14 protein-coding genes and 2 riboswitches are annotated in these 14,294 nt (G+C 66.8%); of the genes, 2 read left to right on the forward strand and 12 right to left on the reverse strand.

Annotation, left to right across the window (positions count from 1 at the left end):
* Nucleotides 1-155 precede the first annotated feature (155 nt).
* Complete coding sequence (locus tag RX330_RS24925) at nucleotides 156-1,589, reverse strand: PepSY domain-containing protein (RefSeq protein WP_317240214.1); 1,434 nt, start codon at nucleotides 1,587-1,589, stop codon at nucleotides 156-158.
* A gap of 12 nt (nucleotides 1,590-1,601) precedes the next feature.
* Nucleotides 1,602-3,959, reverse strand: a complete 2,358-nt coding sequence (locus tag RX330_RS24930; protein ID WP_317240215.1) for a TonB-dependent receptor — start codon at nucleotides 3,957-3,959, stop codon at nucleotides 1,602-1,604.
* A gap of 114 nt (nucleotides 3,960-4,073) precedes the next feature.
* Nucleotides 4,074-4,276, reverse strand: a riboswitch (cobalamin riboswitch).
* 72 nt (nucleotides 4,277-4,348) lie between these two features.
* Here RX330_RS24930 and RX330_RS24935 point away from each other — a divergent pair.
* Nucleotides 4,349-4,921, forward strand: a complete 573-nt coding sequence (locus tag RX330_RS24935) for a histidine phosphatase family protein (RefSeq protein WP_317240216.1) — start codon at nucleotides 4,349-4,351, stop codon at nucleotides 4,919-4,921.
* Here RX330_RS24935 and cobT read toward each other — a convergent pair.
* The 8 genes from cobT to cbiT form a co-directional block, all read right to left on the reverse strand.
* On the reverse strand, nucleotides 4,914-5,966 hold the full coding sequence (gene cobT, locus RX330_RS24940; RefSeq protein WP_317240217.1) for a nicotinate-nucleotide--dimethylbenzimidazole phosphoribosyltransferase: 1,053 nt from the start codon (nucleotides 5,964-5,966) through the stop codon (nucleotides 4,914-4,916). The two genes, RX330_RS24935 and cobT, sit on opposite strands and share 8 nt — an antisense overlap.
* Nucleotides 5,967-5,976: 10 nt before the next feature.
* Nucleotides 5,977-6,726, reverse strand: a complete 750-nt coding sequence (gene cobF, locus RX330_RS24945) for a precorrin-6A synthase (deacetylating) (protein ID WP_317240218.1) — start codon at nucleotides 6,724-6,726, stop codon at nucleotides 5,977-5,979.
* A gap of 40 nt (nucleotides 6,727-6,766) precedes the next feature.
* On the reverse strand, nucleotides 6,767-7,444 hold the full coding sequence (locus tag RX330_RS24950; protein ID WP_317240219.1) for an energy-coupling factor ABC transporter permease: 678 nt from the start codon (nucleotides 7,442-7,444) through the stop codon (nucleotides 6,767-6,769).
* Between the two features lie 36 nt (nucleotides 7,445-7,480).
* A riboswitch (cobalamin riboswitch) is annotated at nucleotides 7,481-7,701 on the reverse strand.
* Nucleotides 7,702-7,746: 45 nt separating this feature from the next.
* The gene (gene cobA / locus RX330_RS24955) at nucleotides 7,747-8,478 is read right to left on the reverse strand and encodes a uroporphyrinogen-III C-methyltransferase (protein ID WP_317240220.1); all 732 of its coding nucleotides are present in this window, start codon (nucleotides 8,476-8,478) and stop codon (nucleotides 7,747-7,749) included.
* Nucleotides 8,475-9,785 carry a cobyrinate a,c-diamide synthase gene (locus RX330_RS24960; protein WP_317240221.1) on the reverse strand — a complete coding sequence of 437 codons (1,311 nt, stop codon included), beginning with the start codon at nucleotides 9,783-9,785 and terminating at the stop codon, nucleotides 8,475-8,477. Before RX330_RS24960 ends, cobA begins: the two co-directional genes overlap by 4 nt.
* Entirely contained in the window at nucleotides 9,785-10,567 is a 783-nt protein-coding gene (gene cobM / locus RX330_RS24965) for a precorrin-4 C(11)-methyltransferase (protein WP_317240222.1), read from the reverse strand. Before cobM ends, RX330_RS24960 begins: the two co-directional genes overlap by 1 nt.
* The gene (locus RX330_RS24970) at nucleotides 10,564-10,932 is read right to left on the reverse strand and encodes a cobalamin biosynthesis protein (protein WP_317240223.1); all 369 of its coding nucleotides are present in this window, start codon (nucleotides 10,930-10,932) and stop codon (nucleotides 10,564-10,566) included. The genes cobM and RX330_RS24970 overlap by 4 nt, the downstream gene beginning before the upstream one ends.
* Nucleotides 10,929-12,110: a precorrin-6Y C5,15-methyltransferase (decarboxylating) subunit CbiT gene (gene cbiT / locus RX330_RS24975; protein WP_317240224.1), complete on the reverse strand. Its 1,182-nt coding sequence runs from the start codon at nucleotides 12,108-12,110 to the stop codon at nucleotides 10,929-10,931. The genes RX330_RS24970 and cbiT overlap by 4 nt, the downstream gene beginning before the upstream one ends.
* Here cbiT and RX330_RS24980 point away from each other — a divergent pair.
* Nucleotides 12,109-12,855 (forward strand): cobalt-precorrin-6A reductase, encoded by a 747-nt coding sequence (locus RX330_RS24980; protein WP_317240225.1) that lies wholly within the window; start codon nucleotides 12,109-12,111, stop codon nucleotides 12,853-12,855. The two genes, cbiT and RX330_RS24980, sit on opposite strands and share 2 nt — an antisense overlap.
* Here RX330_RS24980 and cobJ read toward each other — a convergent pair.
* Both cobJ and RX330_RS24990 read right to left on the reverse strand, forming a co-directional pair.
* Nucleotides 12,831-13,565 carry a precorrin-3B C(17)-methyltransferase gene (gene cobJ, locus RX330_RS24985; protein ID WP_317240226.1) on the reverse strand — a complete coding sequence of 245 codons (735 nt, stop codon included), beginning with the start codon at nucleotides 13,563-13,565 and terminating at the stop codon, nucleotides 12,831-12,833. The two genes, RX330_RS24980 and cobJ, sit on opposite strands and share 25 nt — an antisense overlap.
* Nucleotides 13,562-14,293: a precorrin-2 C(20)-methyltransferase gene (locus tag RX330_RS24990; protein ID WP_317240227.1), complete on the reverse strand. Its 732-nt coding sequence runs from the start codon at nucleotides 14,291-14,293 to the stop codon at nucleotides 13,562-13,564. The genes cobJ and RX330_RS24990 overlap by 4 nt, the downstream gene beginning before the upstream one ends.
* Between the last annotated feature and the right edge of the window lies 1 nt (nucleotide 14,294).

The raw sequence follows: 14,294 nt of genomic DNA on the forward strand, positions 1-14,294 counted from the left end.
CATCGTTGGCCAAGGGCAGGTGAAACCAGAGCCCATTCGCTTGCAAATGGTATGCCACTAACCGGCCCTTCGCCAGCAGGATCTCACCGCTATTTGGACCCTCCCAAGCCTCGAAGAGCCGCCGCGCGTTGCGATCGTCGCTGGTTCGCCTGAGGTCAGCCTGTCAGGGAGAGCCGCAAGCGCCGCAAGCCGATGACGACGCCGGTCATGGAGAACACGAAACCTAGCGCACAGAGGCCGACGATCATGATATCGCGCAAACGCGGATGTGCCATGAAAATCGGAAAATCGAGTGTGTGGAGTGCGCCATACAGCCAACGATAGGCGCGGCGCGAGGCATCCAGCCGTTGCAGCATGCGGCCGTCCGCGCCGTCGATGTCGAACCAGAGCTCGCCGCAGCGCGAGCGAAAGACCGGAGCAGCCGGGAGAGCCGATCGCATGAGGTAGACATCGTCATCGGCGACGACGACCGGCGCCTTGCAGTCCGGGGAGAGGCGCGCCGTCAGTGTCGATACCTCGCGCGCGCTGAGAAAGGCCGTCCGCTGCTGGTTCGGCAGATCCCCTGCCCCGATCAATCTCTGATCATCGAGCGCGACGCGGTCGCGCCGATAGACAGTGCCATTGAAGCCGAACCATTCGACCTCGCGGGCCGAGGAGGATATTGGCTGGCGATCGAGCGATGCGGCCTCCCGCCAATCCGGCGCACCGTTGATCACGCCGGCCTCTGGAGGCGTCAACTGCCCGGGCGAGAACAACCGCCCGTGATCCATCGAGAGCCAGCCGCTGAAGATCCAGGTGAGCACGAACACCATCGCCGCCAGGCCGAGAAGGTGATGCAACGCGTGCCAGCCGCGGTAAGGCGTTGCGAGTTGACCGTCCCTCATCCGCAGCCGGATGATCCCGAGCGCCGCGCCAAGCGCGGCCGCGATCAGGGCCAGCAGCGACAATGTCCAGACGACGCCGTCCCATAGCGCCCAATTTCGCCTCAGCACGGTCGGATAGATCCAGTGCAACACGCTGCCCACGAGGTTCCACCCCCGTTCGCTCCGTATCGTGTCGAGGACCACTTCGCCGGTGCGCGAGGAGACGTATATTTCCGTGCCGTCGCGATCTGCGAGCACGATGCGAAACAGCGGGCGATGTCGATCGAAGCCGTTCGGCACGGTCCATTGATCGTGGTCCGCCTGCGCCTGCACTGTTGCTTGCGCGGGGTCGAGCCCGCGACGGCTGGCATGATCGCGCGCGATCGCGAGAGAGATGTCGGCCGACCTCACCAAGGCGTCGCCACCGTCGGACGCGTGCAACGCGCGCAGCCCCGATGCTCCCGCGACAACGTAAGCGAGTCCATCGCTGCGCCGGATCAACCTGACCCGTGTCGCGTCCCTCATTCCACTCGCGACCACGGCGTCCGCAACCGAGATCCGCGGCTCCGCGCGCTCCAGCGGCGCGAGCCCTGCAAAGCGTTCCGCTTCCGTCAGCGACGGAAACGGAACGAAGTGCATGACGATGCCGGTCGCGAACCACATCGCGAACAGCAGGCAGAACGCGATCCCGAGCCAGCGGTGCAGCAGGACGGTCGCGTGCATCATGCGGTCAGCGTCCTACCATTTGAAGGACGCCGAGAGTTCGTAGGTTCGGGGCGCGCCCAGGAGAATCTGGTCCGGATAGAACGGATCGCCCCAGATCGCGTAGCGCTTGTCCGTGATGTTGCGAACGCGGAAAGTCAGCCTGGCCTTCTCCACCGCGTTGAACACCGTCCTGGGGATGTCGACGAAGGCGTAGACGTCCGCGACGGTATACGCCTTCATTGTCACCGTGTTGGCGTCGGTGTTGTAGCGGTCGCCGACATGGCGGCCGGTGATGCCGAGCTCCACCGGCCAGGGCGCGAAGAACCGGTAGGACGCGCCGGCGTTCGCGACGATGCGCGGCACGTTTGGCGGCGTGTTGCCGGAGAACGAGCCGCCGGTGAAATTGTAATCGGCATAGCGCGCGTCGACATAGGCGATGTTGCCCCATAGCCTCAACGGTTCGATCGGCCGAACGGACGCGGCGAGCTCGACGCCCTTGGATTCCTGTCGTCCCGCGATGTTGAGTTGCATCCCGCCGGCCGCTGCATAGACGTTCTTGCGCTGGATGTCGTATGCCGAAAACGACCATTCGGCCCTGTTGTCCCAGAACAGGTGTTTGACGCCGGTCTCGTAAGTGCGCGCGGTGGTCAGGTCGAGCGGCTGGGTGGGTGCGAGCAGGAAGATGTTATTGGCTGCGACGTCGGCGCCGGTGGCGTATTGGCTGTAGAAGGTCAGGCCGGGAACGGCCTCCCAGGTGTAGCCGATGCGGCCGGTCACCGGCGCCCAGTCTTTGGTGTACGGAAAACCTGCCTTTACGAGGCCGTTGACGTCGGTCGAGTTGCGGTCGAGCCCGATATGTTCGACGCGCAGGCCACCGACCAGCGCGAAGCTGCGCGTCAGCTTCAGCCGGTCTTCGAACGACAGCGCCTCGTTGTCGATGCGCGCGGTCTGTTGCTGCGTCGTGAGCAGGCCGTAAAAGCCACGGTTGGGATCGACCAGCGAAACGGAATCGCCCGGAAAGTTCGCCGCGCCGGGCCTGACGAAATCGAGATAGCTCGACGAGAGCGTCGTGACCAGCCGGTTGTCGAAACCGGCGATATCGGTATCCCAGATCAGGTCGGTGACGTTGCCGACCAGGCGCTGGCTGTGCGCGACGTAGAAGCGCTCGCGATCGACCATGTTCGTGGTGGAATTGAACGCCTCGATCTCATTGTTGAACCATTTACGCTCGGCGCCGTAACCATAGGCCTGGCTTTTCAACGTCAGGTCAGGCGCCAGCTTCAGCTCGAAACCGCCGCGCAGCCATACTTCCTGCGCCACGTTCTTGTTGTCGAGCACGTTGTAATTGGTGTTGAAGGTCCGGTCGTCGATGGTGACGGCACCGAGATTGGTTCCGTTGTAGTTCGAGACGTAATTGCCGGAGACGATGCCGCTCGTCGCGTGCGAGCCGCTGAAGGCGATCGGCACCAGCGGTGCGCCCCAGTAAGCTTTCGAGCGATCCTCGCGGTACTCGATCGCGCCCCAGATCTTGAGACTGTCCGAGATGCGGTAATTGAGCTGGCCGGACGTGCCGAACGTCTTGACGTTGGTGTCGTCGGCAAAGCCGTTGAGCGTGGAACGGCTGATGTCGAAGCGGTAATCGAGGCCTTGCACATTGGTGCTGCCGCCCGAACCGTAATGAGTGCGGAACGAGTTCAGCGAATCCCAGGAGAAATCAGCTTCGTTCCGGATAGCTCCGGTGTGCGGCTGCTTGGTGACGAAGTTGATGGCGCCGCCGGCGGCGCCCTCGCCCGACATCAGCGAGGCCGGACCTTTGAGGAATTCCACCGCCTCCAGATTGGCGGTGTCGGTGATCCGCGAGGTCATGTTCTGCGGACCGATCTTGATGCCGTTGTAGAGCGTGTTGATCTGGCTGTTGGTGAAGCCGCGCACGGAAAAGCCCGCAGGCTCGGCTGGATTGTCGCCGGCGGTGACGCCGACGGCGCCCTGCGCCACCTCGGACACGGTGCGATAGCCCTGCTCGCGCATCGTCTCGGCCGAGATCACCTCGACGGTTGCGGGCGTCTGCCGCACCGTCAGGCCGAGCCGCGAGGCGCTTTCGGCCACGGCATTGGAGTTGAGCGGCGTCGGTGCGGTCGCGGCCGGCAAGGCGGGCTTGGGCGCCGTTACTGCGCTCGCCGGCCTGCGCGCGGCCGCGCGGCGCGGGCTTTGCGCGTCCCGGCCGGCTGGTCTCGCCTGCTTGCGGGCTTCGGCCGGCGATACCTCGACAGGCGGCAGGGGTTCGCGCGGCTGCTGCGCCAGCGCAGCGGGCAGATCGAGAACGGCAAAGAATGTGAGGGCGGTGGAGGCGAGCAGGAATTCTCGCGATCGGACGATGCGGATGGACAACACGGTTTCGGACCTCGGTATGACGTCAGTGGCACGTCACAGCGAACGAGGTCTCACCTTTGGCCTTGCAGCCGTCCGATGAAGCCGAATGCCTGTACTCCCCGACCGACATCTTCGCGTGTGACCACGGCTGACGGCAGGTCTCCTGGCTCGCGGGTCAGTACCTTGCATCGCCTTCCCGGGACCGAGATACCCAGTGGCTCGTGAGGCAAGATTCGCCGCTCACAGTTGCGGGGGCAGCCACGGCATTGGGGACAACGTCCCCGCACCGCATTCCCTTTTCATCCCCTCTCGGGGAAACCGTCGCGAGCATCTAGGATTACCATCAAGACAGAGTCAATGTGCCAGTTGCGGCGTTATGGTCACAACGGCCAACTTCCTTGGAGATGAGCATGGAAGGCGAGACCTTCCTCTGGCTGATACGGCACGCACCCGTCGAGGGCGTGAAGGGGACGATCCACGCGACCGACGCGCCGGCCGATCTCGGCGACCGCGCGCAACTGGAGGCGCTGCGGCGGCGTCTGCCTGGGAACGCCGTCAGCTATGCCAGCCCCTCGCGGCGCACAGTCGAGACTGCGCGCGCACTGGGGCTCGAACCGGAGTTGATCGGTGAATTCCGCGAGCAGGATTTCGGCGACTGGACAGGCCATCGGCACGACGAGCTTTCCGCAACCGGCGGCGAGACTTACGCGCAGTTCTGGAGTGATCCGGCTGGCGGACGTCCGCCGGGCGGCGAGAGCTTTGCGGATCAGGTCGCGCGCGTCCGGCTGGGTCTGTCGCGGATCGGGACCGGATCGGCCACGCTCGTCGTGCATTCCGGCACCATCCGCGCCGCGCTCTGCATCGCGCTGGACCTCACGCCACAAGCCGCCCTGCGCTTCGTGATCGATCCGCTGTCGCTGACGCGGATCGATCGCCTGGCGGCCGGCTGGCGCGTCGTCGCTGTCAATCAGCGGATCAGCTAGGTCTGTCAGGCACGTTGGCCTGTGCGAATGTTGCCATGCCGTTGTGGAGCGCGCAGGCGAGGCGCACCAGCGGCAGCGCGATGGCAGCCCCCGATCCCTCGCCGAGCCTGAGATCGAGGCTGATCAGTGGCTGCGCGTTCAGTGCCCGCAACACCAGACGATGCCCCTGCTCGGCCGATTGATGCGAGGCAAGCAGGAACGGCTGGCACGACGGATTCAGCCGCACTGCTGCGAGCGCTGCCACCGACACGATGAAACCGTCGATCAAGACCGGGATGCGGGCTTGCGCGGCCGCGATGATCGCCCCTGAGATCGCCGCGATCTCGAGGCCGCCGACGGCGCACAGGACTTTGTCGGTCGACTCCTCCGCAACGCCATGCAGCGCGATCGCGGCATCGATCACGCGTGCCTTGTGCGCGCGGCCGGCCGCATCGACACCGGTGCCGCTGCCTGCAATCTCCCCGGCACTCACGCCGAGCAGGCCCGCCGCAATCGCCGCCGACGCCGTGGTGTTGCCGATCCCCATCTCGCCGAAGATCAGCAGATCGGGCTGATTGGTCGCCGCACGCGCAACCGCGCGCCGGCCGGCTTCAAAAGCAAACGCCAGCTCCTCAGGCTGGAGCGCGGCCTCGACGCTGAAATCGCGGGTGCCGCCGCGCGGCTTGTCGGTGATGATGCCGCCCATCTCGCCTGGCGCCAGCGTCCCGCAGTCGACCACCTCCAGGCTCGAAGCAAGCTCCTGCGCCAGCACCGAGATCGCGGCGCCGCCGGCGGCAAAGTTCGCCATCATCGCGATGGTCACTTCTTGCGGATAGGCCGAGACGCCTTGCGCGACGATGCCGTGATCGCCGGCGAAGACGATGATCGGCACGCGCGCCGCGCGCGGCTGCTCCGTGGCCTGCAGACCGGCAAGCTCGATCGCAAGCTGCTCGAGCCGGCCGAGCGCACCGGTGGGTTTTGTGAGTTGCGCCTGACGCGCGATCGCCGCCTCGCGATGGAGCGCGGAGATGTCGGGGCACTGTCGATAGACCCATTCGGGGAGCATGCTGCCTCGCTTAACCCGCGCGCTTGAGGATGTAGCTGTCCATGATCCAGCCGTGCCGCGCGCGCGCGTCCTGCCGCGCCGCGACGATGCGCGGGCCGATCTCGGGCAGCGCGCCGGATAGGATGATCTGGTCGGGCATGCCGAGATAGGCGCCCCAATAGATGTGGAGGCCTGCCGGATCCAGCGACTGAAACGCCGTGTCGCCGTCGAGCATCACCACCACCGTGTCGACACCCCGCGGCCAGCCGCCTTCGCGCAGGCGCCGTCCCGTCGTGACCAGAAAAGGCTCGCCGATATCATTGAGCGGCAACGCATGTGCCGCGCAGAGCGCCTGGATCGAGGTGATGCCGGGCACGACCTCGATGTCAGGCGCCGGATTGAGCCGACGCGCAATGCGCAGCGAGGAATCGTAGAGCGAGGGATCGCCCCAGATCAGCAGCGCAACCTTGCCCTCGCCTGCAAGGTGTCTTGCGATCGTCCGCGACCAGGTCGCGGCCACCGCATCGTGCCAATCGTCCACGCCCTTGCGGTAATCCGTTTCACCGGCGTCGCGCACGGGAAGATCGAACTCGGCGATTTCAGTCTTGTCGCTTGTGAGCACGCCCGCGCAGATCGTCCGACGGAGATCGGCAAGATCGGACTTCGCCGTTCCCTTGCGCGGGATCAGGACGAGATCGGCCGCGTTGATGGCGCGGATCGCGGCGCGCGTGAGCTGGTCGGGATCGCCGCAGCCGATGCCTATCAGGGAGAGCGTGAGCATCGCGAGCGCGAGGGGCGGCGTACCGCCCCTCGCTGATCTCTCAGGCCGCGTTGTGCAGGCGCGGGGTAACGAGGCCGGGCGCGGTGACCCCACGCAGCGACTTCGCCAGCGCCAGCACGGCGAGATCGGCGAGCGGCTCGATCACGATGACGAGCGCGTAGGACGCCGCGAACGTCGCAATGCTCGCGAGGTTGCTCATCGCAAAACCGGAGCCATAGAGAGCCCAGAACGCCACCCAGGCGATCACGCCGGCCTGGTAGGTCGTCGAGAGCGCCAGCGCCTGCCGGTACTTGAGATCGACATAGGCGGTGTTGCGCGGAATGATCCGCGTGGCGATCGCCTGGATCGCGAACAGCGGCACCAGCAGTGTGGTGACGTTCATGCCGTATTGCGGCAGGTCGGGTGGCTCAAAGAAGATGCCCTGGAACAGCAGGCCGAAGGCGAGGCCAAAGGCGGCAGGCGCAGGGCCGAACAGCAAGAACAAGGTCGAGCCGAGAATGAAGTGGACTTCGGAGACGCCGACCGGGAAGTGCGGCAGGATCTCGAAGAAGATGAAGACGAGCGCCGTCGTGGCCAGCGTCCGCACGGCGAACGAGACGACGCCCTGCTCGCGCACGGTCTCGGCCGCGAGCTTCAAGGCAACGCCACCTGCGGCGATGCCGGTTGCGTAACTCAACATGAGCTTGGCGTCGGATACCAGTCCGGGTTCGATATGCATGGCTCAATTCCTTCCTGCCGTCACACCCGACGGCCTTGGCCTCAAAACGTGCAGGGCCGGTCTCCTGGCTCGCGGTTCACTGGGGTTCTTCGGCCTTCCCGAGCCTTGCGGCCCAGTGGCTGATCGAAGTCCCTCACCGCTTACAGTCGCGGGGGCGGCTGGGGTTTTGGGCGCCGCAACTTGGTCCGCCCACCCCCATTCCCGATTATGCTCCGGCGCTTTGCGCCGCGTTGAGCACCATGCCTCTCCTGTGTGCCCCTTTCGGCGAGCCTGCGTCAAGGGGCGAAGGGTGGCCGCTTCCGTCACGACGGTTGATCCCCCGCCAGCGCGCCGAACAGGATTACCGCGGCCGTCGAGGCGGCGCCGCCGCGGGCAAGCTGCTCGGCAAGCTCGGCAATGGTGGTGCGGACCAGCCGCTCGTCGGAGCGGCCGAGGGATTCGGCAAACAGCGCCGGCGTATCCGCGGCGAGACCGTGCGCGATCAATTTTGCGGCAAGCGCCGGAAAGGTGCGCCGGCCCATATAGACAACCGTCGTCGCTTCGGGGTCGGCCAGCGCGGCCCAGTTCAGATTGGGCGGCAGCTCGCCGGTGACGTCGGCTCCGGTTACGAACTGTACGCGCCGCGAGGTGTGGCGACGGGTCAGGGGAATGCCGGCTTGCGCGGCGGCCACACAGGCCGAGGTGACGCCGGGGATGATCTCATAGCCGATGCCCGCCTCGCGCAGCGTCTCCAACTCTTCTTCGAGCCGGCCGAAAATGCCGGCATCGCCCGACTTGAGCCGTGCCACGCGCACGCCTGTTGCGGCATAGTCGACCAGGAGACGGTTGACATGATGCTGCCTGGTCGAGGGTCGCCCGGCCCGCTTCCCGACCGCGACGAGATTGGCGCCGGGCCGGGCGAGATCGAGGATCGCGCCCGAGGCAAGATCGTCGTAGAGCACGACGTCGGCCTCGCGCAGCCGCGCAGCGCCCTTGAGCGTGAGCAGTTCGGGATCGCCGGGGCCGGCGGAGATGAAGGAGACAAAACCGCTCACCGGTCCTCCGCGATCAGATGGAAGAACGTGCCGGTGGCCTGCCCTCGCCGCGAGCCCGTTTCGGCAATGACAGCGCCCGTTGCATCGTGCACGACGGCCAGCGCCGTGTCGGGCTGGGCGATGATGGTCGAGTAGTGAAACTCGTGGCCGCGCAGACGCGCGCCGGCCCGATGGCCCGGCATCGGTGTGGCGAGTTCGGCGAGGCGGTAGCCCAGATGCATGCGGCGTTTCGCAAAGCTCGTCTCGAGGCCAAGCAGGCCTGTCATCTCATGGCGGATACCGTCCGCATCGGTCAATGCGGTTCCCAGCACCATATAGCCCCCGCATTCGCCATGCACCGGCCGCGTTTCGGCGAAGGCGCGCAAGGAACCGTGAAAGCTCGCGTTGGCGGCAATCCTGCCGGCATGAAGCTCCGGATAGCCGCCGGGCAGCCAGCAGACGTCGGCGCTCGCGTCAGGCGCTTCATCGGCCAGCGGCGAGAACGGCAATATCTCGGCGCCCGCCGCGCGCCAGGCTTCCAGCATATGCGGATAGACGAAGGAGAACGCGGCATCGCGCGCGAGCGCAATGCGCTGGCCGGGCGGCGTCACATTCAGGCCGTTCGCGGCAGGCGGCGGCGACCAGGAACCTGCCGACCGCAGCACCGCGTCGAGATCGACATGCTCGGCAACGAAGCGCGCGGCCTCGTCGATTAGCTTGCCGATCTCCGCCTGCTCTTCGGCCTGGACGAGGCCGAGATGCCGCTTCGGCAGGCTGATCTCGGCATGACGCGGCAGTGCGCCGAAGACGGCGATGCCCACATCGTTGAGCGCGCGCCGTACGAGATCTTCGTGACGCGGGCTGGCGACACGATTGAGCACGACGCCCGCGAGTCTCACGCCGGGTCGATAATCGCGAAGGCCCGCGGCGATCGCCGCCGCGGTCTGCGCCTGACCCGAGGGATCGATCACCAGCACCACCGGCCAGCCCAGCATCTCCGCGATATCCGCGGTGGCACCGGTGCCGGAGACACCGCGCGCGGCGACGCCGTCGAAGAGGCCCATCGACCCCTCGGCGAGGACGATATCTGCGTCCGCACCGCGGCGGACGAGATGCGCTATTCCTCCGCGGTCCATCGCCCAACTGTCGACGTTGACGGAAGCGCGCCCCGTGGCGGCGGCGTGGAAGGCGGGATCGATGTAGTCAGGCCCACTCTTGAAGCACTGCACGTTCAGGCCGCGATTGCGCCAGGCGCGCGCGAGCGCCAGCGTCAGCGTGGTCTTGCCGACGCCCGACGCAGGTGCGGAGATGACGAGGCCTGCTGCCATCACGTCGCCTCCGGAAAGCGCGGCTCGGTTCCAACAGGCCGATAACGGCGGTCGTAGTCGGCGGCATAGAGGCGGCTCTCGCCGAAATCCGCAGCGCCAAGCGTCTTGCCGACCAGGATCAGCGCGGTGCGCTCCATCTCCGTGCCGACTGCGGCATCGAGCGTGCCGAGCGTCGCGCGGACGATGCGCTGGTCCGGCCAGCTCGCGCGCCAGACGATGGCGACCGGACAGTCCGCGCCGTAATGCGGCGTGAGCTCGGCGACGACGTTGTCGAGCAGATGGATCGACAGATGAATGGCGAGCACCGCGCCGGTCGCGGCGAATGCGGCCATCTTTTCGCCTTCAGGCATAGCGCTGGCGCGGCCCGGCGTGCGCGTGAGCACTACCGTCTGGGCGAGACCGGGCAGCGTCAGCTCTGCCTCCAGCGCCGCTGCCGCAGCGGAGAAAGATGGCACACCTGGCGTCACCGAATAGGGAATGCCAAGCGCGCGCAGACGGCGGAGCTGCTCGCCCATCGCGGACCAGATCGAGAGATCGCCGGAATGCAGCCGCGCGACGTCCTTGCCGTCCGCATGCGCGGCGACGATCTCCGCGACGATCTCGTCGAGCGACAGCGGCGCGGTGTTGACGATGCGCGCTCCACGCGGGCAATGCGCCAGCACGCCTTCAGGCACCAGCGAGCCGGCATAGAGACAGACCGGACAGGCCGCGATCAGGTCGCGGCCGCGCAAGGTCAACAAGTCAGGCGCGCCCGGTCCTGCGCCGATGAAATGCACCGTCATGCGCCGTCTCCTTCGGCGATGGCCGCGGTCGCGGTGCGATCCTGCGAGATCACGCGCCTCGCAATCAGCCGCGCGCCTGGGCCAACCGCAGCGAGCGCTGCGGCTTCGGCAATCGAACCCGTCCCGAATTTCTCGGCGACGAGCTTCGACTGCGTCGGCGTGTCGATGCCCGCCAGTACATCGGCCGGAACAGCCTTGATCGGCACACCGCACTCACGCGCGAGCTGCTTCAACGATTCTGTGTCGGCCTTGTCGCTGACAGTCGCCATGGCTGCGAGACCTTCGGCACCACCCGCCGCCAGCAGCGCTTCGCGCAACGAGGCCAGCGTGACGTCCTTCCTGAAACCCAGTCCGGCGACCTTCATCGGACCGTACTCCATTGCACCAATGGACGTGCCGCGTCCCAGGACCGATAGCGGCCGAGCGGCGCGGCATGCGCAATCTCCACCCGCATCAGTTCGCCGCCATGGCGCTGATGCAGTTCGCCAAGCAGCGCGTCCGTCTCCAGCGTCACCGCGTGCGCAACCAGCCGCGTCCCCGGCGCAAGCGGCGACCAGATCGCGTCGAACATCGCATGATCGAGACCGCCGCCGACGAAGACGGCATCTGGCGCTTCCAGCCCAGCAAGAGCTTCCGGTGCCCTCCCCGAGACGACCATGATCCGATGCGAAAGTCCGAATGCGGCTGCATTCTTGCGGATGTTCGCGACACGATCCTCACGCGCCTCGATTGCGGTCGCCGTCCCGCCGCACAGTGCCCACTCGACCGAGATCGAGCCCGAGCCGGCGCCGATGTCCCACAGCCGCTCGCCGGGCCGCGGCGCCAGCGCCGAAAGCGCGAGCGCGCGCACCGGCCGCTTTGTGATCTGTCCGTCGTGGACGAACAGATCGTCTGACAGGCCCGAACTCCGCGGCATGCCTTGTCCGCCATTTGCCTCGATGGCGACTGTGACAAGGGCTCCAGCGAGATCACCTGCAAAGCTGTCGGCGCGACATTCTCCGATGCTTTCTTGCGGCCCGCCAAGGGCAGCGAGCGTCCAAAAGGTCGAGGCGCCCCATCCGCGCTCGCTCAACCATCTTGCGAGATCGCTAGCCGCTTTCCCGCCGCGTACGAGGCAGATGATGCGTGCGCCTTGCGCCAGATGCGGAACGAGACGTTCGAACGGTGCGGCGTGGAGTCCGAAGCAGGCGACGATTTCGAGGCGCCAGCCAAGTCGCGCAGCGGCGAGCGAGAAGGTCGACGGCGCGGAATGCGCAATCCACTCGCCAGCCTGAAGCGTCTCGGCGAGAACAGCGCCCGCACCGTGCCAGAACGGATCGCCGGAGGCCAGTACCACCGTCGGCCGGTCGCGACGGTTCAGCACGACATTGGCATCGAACGGCACCGGCCATGAACGGCCACGGCTCCCGACGCCGGCAAGTGCGAGGTGCCGCTCGCCGCCGAAGACGGTTTCGGCATCGTCGAGCGCCTTTCGGCTTGCCTCCGACAGCCCGGCAAGGCCATCCTCGCCGATACCGATAATGGTCAGCCAGGGATCAGCCATGATGCGCGCCCTCATACTGGGCGGAACTGCCGATGCGAGCCTGCTCGCCGGAGAGATGGCGCGCGCGCGCTTCGATGCCATCTATTCGTACGCCGGTCGCACTCACGTGCCGGCCGATCAGCCGCTGCCGACCCGCATCGGCGGTTTCGGCGGTGTGAGCGGGCTTGCGGGTTACATCAGCGACGAGCGCATCACGCATGTGATCGACGCGACGCATCCGTTCGCAGCTGAGATGAGCCGCAACGCTGTCGAAGCGTGCACGGACACTGGAACGCCGCTGATCGCGCTGGAGCGCGCGCCCTGGGGTAGCATGTCCGGAGACAATTGGATCGAGGTTGCAGATATCAGTGCCGCGGCCGCCGCGCTGCCCGAGGCGCCCGCAAAAGTATTCCTCGCCATCGGCCGCCAGCACATCGCGCCGTTCGCGATGAAGCCGCAGCACGCCTATACGCTGCGCTTCGTCGATCCGCCCGAAGCGCCCCTTCCCTTTGCGGCCGACGTCATCGTATCGCGTGGACCATTCTCCCTTGGCGGCGAACTGGAGATGATGCGGGCGCGCGGCATCGCCTGGATCGTCGCCCGCAATTCCGGCGGCGACGGCGCGCGCGCCAAGATCGACGCGGCGCGCATGCTCGGCCTTCCCGTGGTCATGATCTCGCGGCCGGAGCTGCCCGAGCGCCGACGGGTTGAGAGCGTCACCGAGGTGATGCAGTGGCTCGGTCATTCGACCCGCCTCGGTGCATAGACCCAGCGGCCGACGCGGCGCGTCTGCGAATTGCCGACGATGACCAGCGTGCGCATATCGGCCATCTCGGGCGTCGCTTCGTTCAGCGTCACCGTCTCGATCTTCTCGTCAGCCGCACTGACCGCGCGCGCAAAGATCACGAGGCGCTCGCCGCAGCCTGCTTCTCGAAGCACAGAAAGCGTACGGCCAAATCCTTCCGGCCGGCTTGCCGAGCGCGGATTGTACATCGCGATGGCGAAGTCAGCTGCGGCGGCAAGCCTCAAGCGCTTCTCGATCACTGCCCACGGCTTGAGGTTGTCGGAGAGATTGATCGCGCAGAAATCATGGCCGAGCGGCGCACCGGCTCGGGCGGCAGCCGCCAGCATCGCGGTGACGCCCGGCAGCACGCGGATCGGCAGCTCGCGCCATTGCGGCACCTGTTCCAGCGCCTCGAACACGGCGGAAGCCATCGCGAAGACGCCGGGATCGCCGGAGGACACGATGACGACCTGCCCGCCTTCGGCGGCGAGCCGCAAGGCTTCGCGCGCGCGTTGCAGCTCTTCGCGGTTGTCGGAGGGGTGCAGGGTAAGCCCGGCTCGCGGCGGCACCCGCGCGACATAGGGCGCATAACCCAGAATGTCGGTCGCGGCCGCGAGCGCGGCGGAGACTTCCGGCGTCACTAGCGCGTCGCTGCCGGGCCCGAGGCCCGCGATGGTCAAGGTACCAGTCATTCGGCGGCGTCCAGATGCCGGCCCTTGCCGTGCACCAGCACGATCGCGAAATAGGGACAGTCGGCGCCGTCGATCTCGGCGAGCCGCACCACGCGCTCGCCCGGCATGGTGCCACGCTCGACCAGCCAGGCATCGTCCAGCCGGCCGGCGGCGCTGAGCGCGCGGCGCACCTTTGCGAGATTGCGACCGGTCTTCATGACGACGAGCGCATCGGAATCGCGCATGCGCCGCTCGAGTTCGTCTTCAGCAAGCGTGCCCATCAGCACGGTCGTCACGTCATCGCCGAGCGCGATCGGCTGTCCGACGCCATTCCAGCAGCCGACCATGCCGGGAATGCCGGCGATCACCTCGATCTCGGCCCGTCCCTGCAGGCGCGTGTGCAGATGCATGAAGGAGCCGTAGAAGTAGGGATCGCCCTCGCAGAGCACGACGACATCGACCGCGCGCGCAAGCCGCGCCAGGCGCTCGGCCCATTCGTCGTAGAAGCCGGCGAGCAGCTGCACATATTCGGCGCTGTCGAAGGCGATCTCGGTCGTGACAGGATATTCCATGGGATATTCGGCCACATCCGCCGCCAGCATGCCGTCGACGATGCGTCGCGCCTGGCCCGGCCGGCCCATCTTGCGGAAATAGGCGACATGCCTGGCGCCGCGCACGGTGCGGTCGGCGCGCACACTCATCAGATCAGGATCGCCGGGGCCGAGACCGCAGCAGATGATGCGTCCCATC

Source organism: Bradyrhizobium sp. NDS-1 (assembly GCF_032918005.1).
In the GTDB taxonomy this organism is placed as follows: Bacteria; Pseudomonadota; Alphaproteobacteria; order Rhizobiales; family Xanthobacteraceae; genus Bradyrhizobium; species Bradyrhizobium tunisiense.

What these genes read in the sequence shown, in the direction of transcription:
- RX330_RS24925 (WP_317240214.1), bottom strand. Translation starts at nt 1,589, where the DNA reads ATGATGCACGCGACCGTCCTGCTGCACCGCTGGCTCGGGATCGCGTTC.
- RX330_RS24935 (WP_317240216.1), top strand. Translation starts at nt 4,349, where the DNA reads ATGGAAGGCGAGACCTTCCTCTGGCTGATACGGCACGCACCCGTCGAG.
- cobT (WP_317240217.1), bottom strand. Translation starts at nt 5,966, where the DNA reads ATGCTCCCCGAATGGGTCTATCGACAGTGCCCCGACATCTCCGCGCTC.
- cobF (WP_317240218.1), bottom strand. Translation starts at nt 6,726, where the DNA reads ATGCTCACGCTCTCCCTGATAGGCATCGGCTGCGGCGATCCCGACCAG.
- RX330_RS24950 (WP_317240219.1), bottom strand. Translation starts at nt 7,444, where the DNA reads ATGCATATCGAACCCGGACTGGTATCCGACGCCAAGCTCATGTTGAGT.
- RX330_RS24960 (WP_317240221.1), bottom strand. Translation starts at nt 9,785, where the DNA reads ATGGCAGCAGGCCTCGTCATCTCCGCACCTGCGTCGGGCGTCGGCAAG.
- cobM (WP_317240222.1), bottom strand. Translation starts at nt 10,567, where the DNA reads ATGACGGTGCATTTCATCGGCGCAGGACCGGGCGCGCCTGACTTGTTG.
- RX330_RS24970 (WP_317240223.1), bottom strand. Translation starts at nt 10,932, where the DNA reads ATGAAGGTCGCCGGACTGGGTTTCAGGAAGGACGTCACGCTGGCCTCG.
- RX330_RS24980 (WP_317240225.1), top strand. Translation starts at nt 12,109, where the DNA reads ATGATGCGCGCCCTCATACTGGGCGGAACTGCCGATGCGAGCCTGCTC.
- cbiT (WP_317240224.1), bottom strand. Translation starts at nt 12,110, where the DNA reads ATGGCTGATCCCTGGCTGACCATTATCGGTATCGGCGAGGATGGCCTT.
- cobJ (WP_317240226.1), bottom strand. Translation starts at nt 13,565, where the DNA reads ATGACTGGTACCTTGACCATCGCGGGCCTCGGGCCCGGCAGCGACGCG.
- RX330_RS24990 (WP_317240227.1), bottom strand. Translation starts at nt 14,293, where the DNA reads ATGGGACGCATCATCTGCTGCGGTCTCGGCCCCGGCGATCCTGATCTG.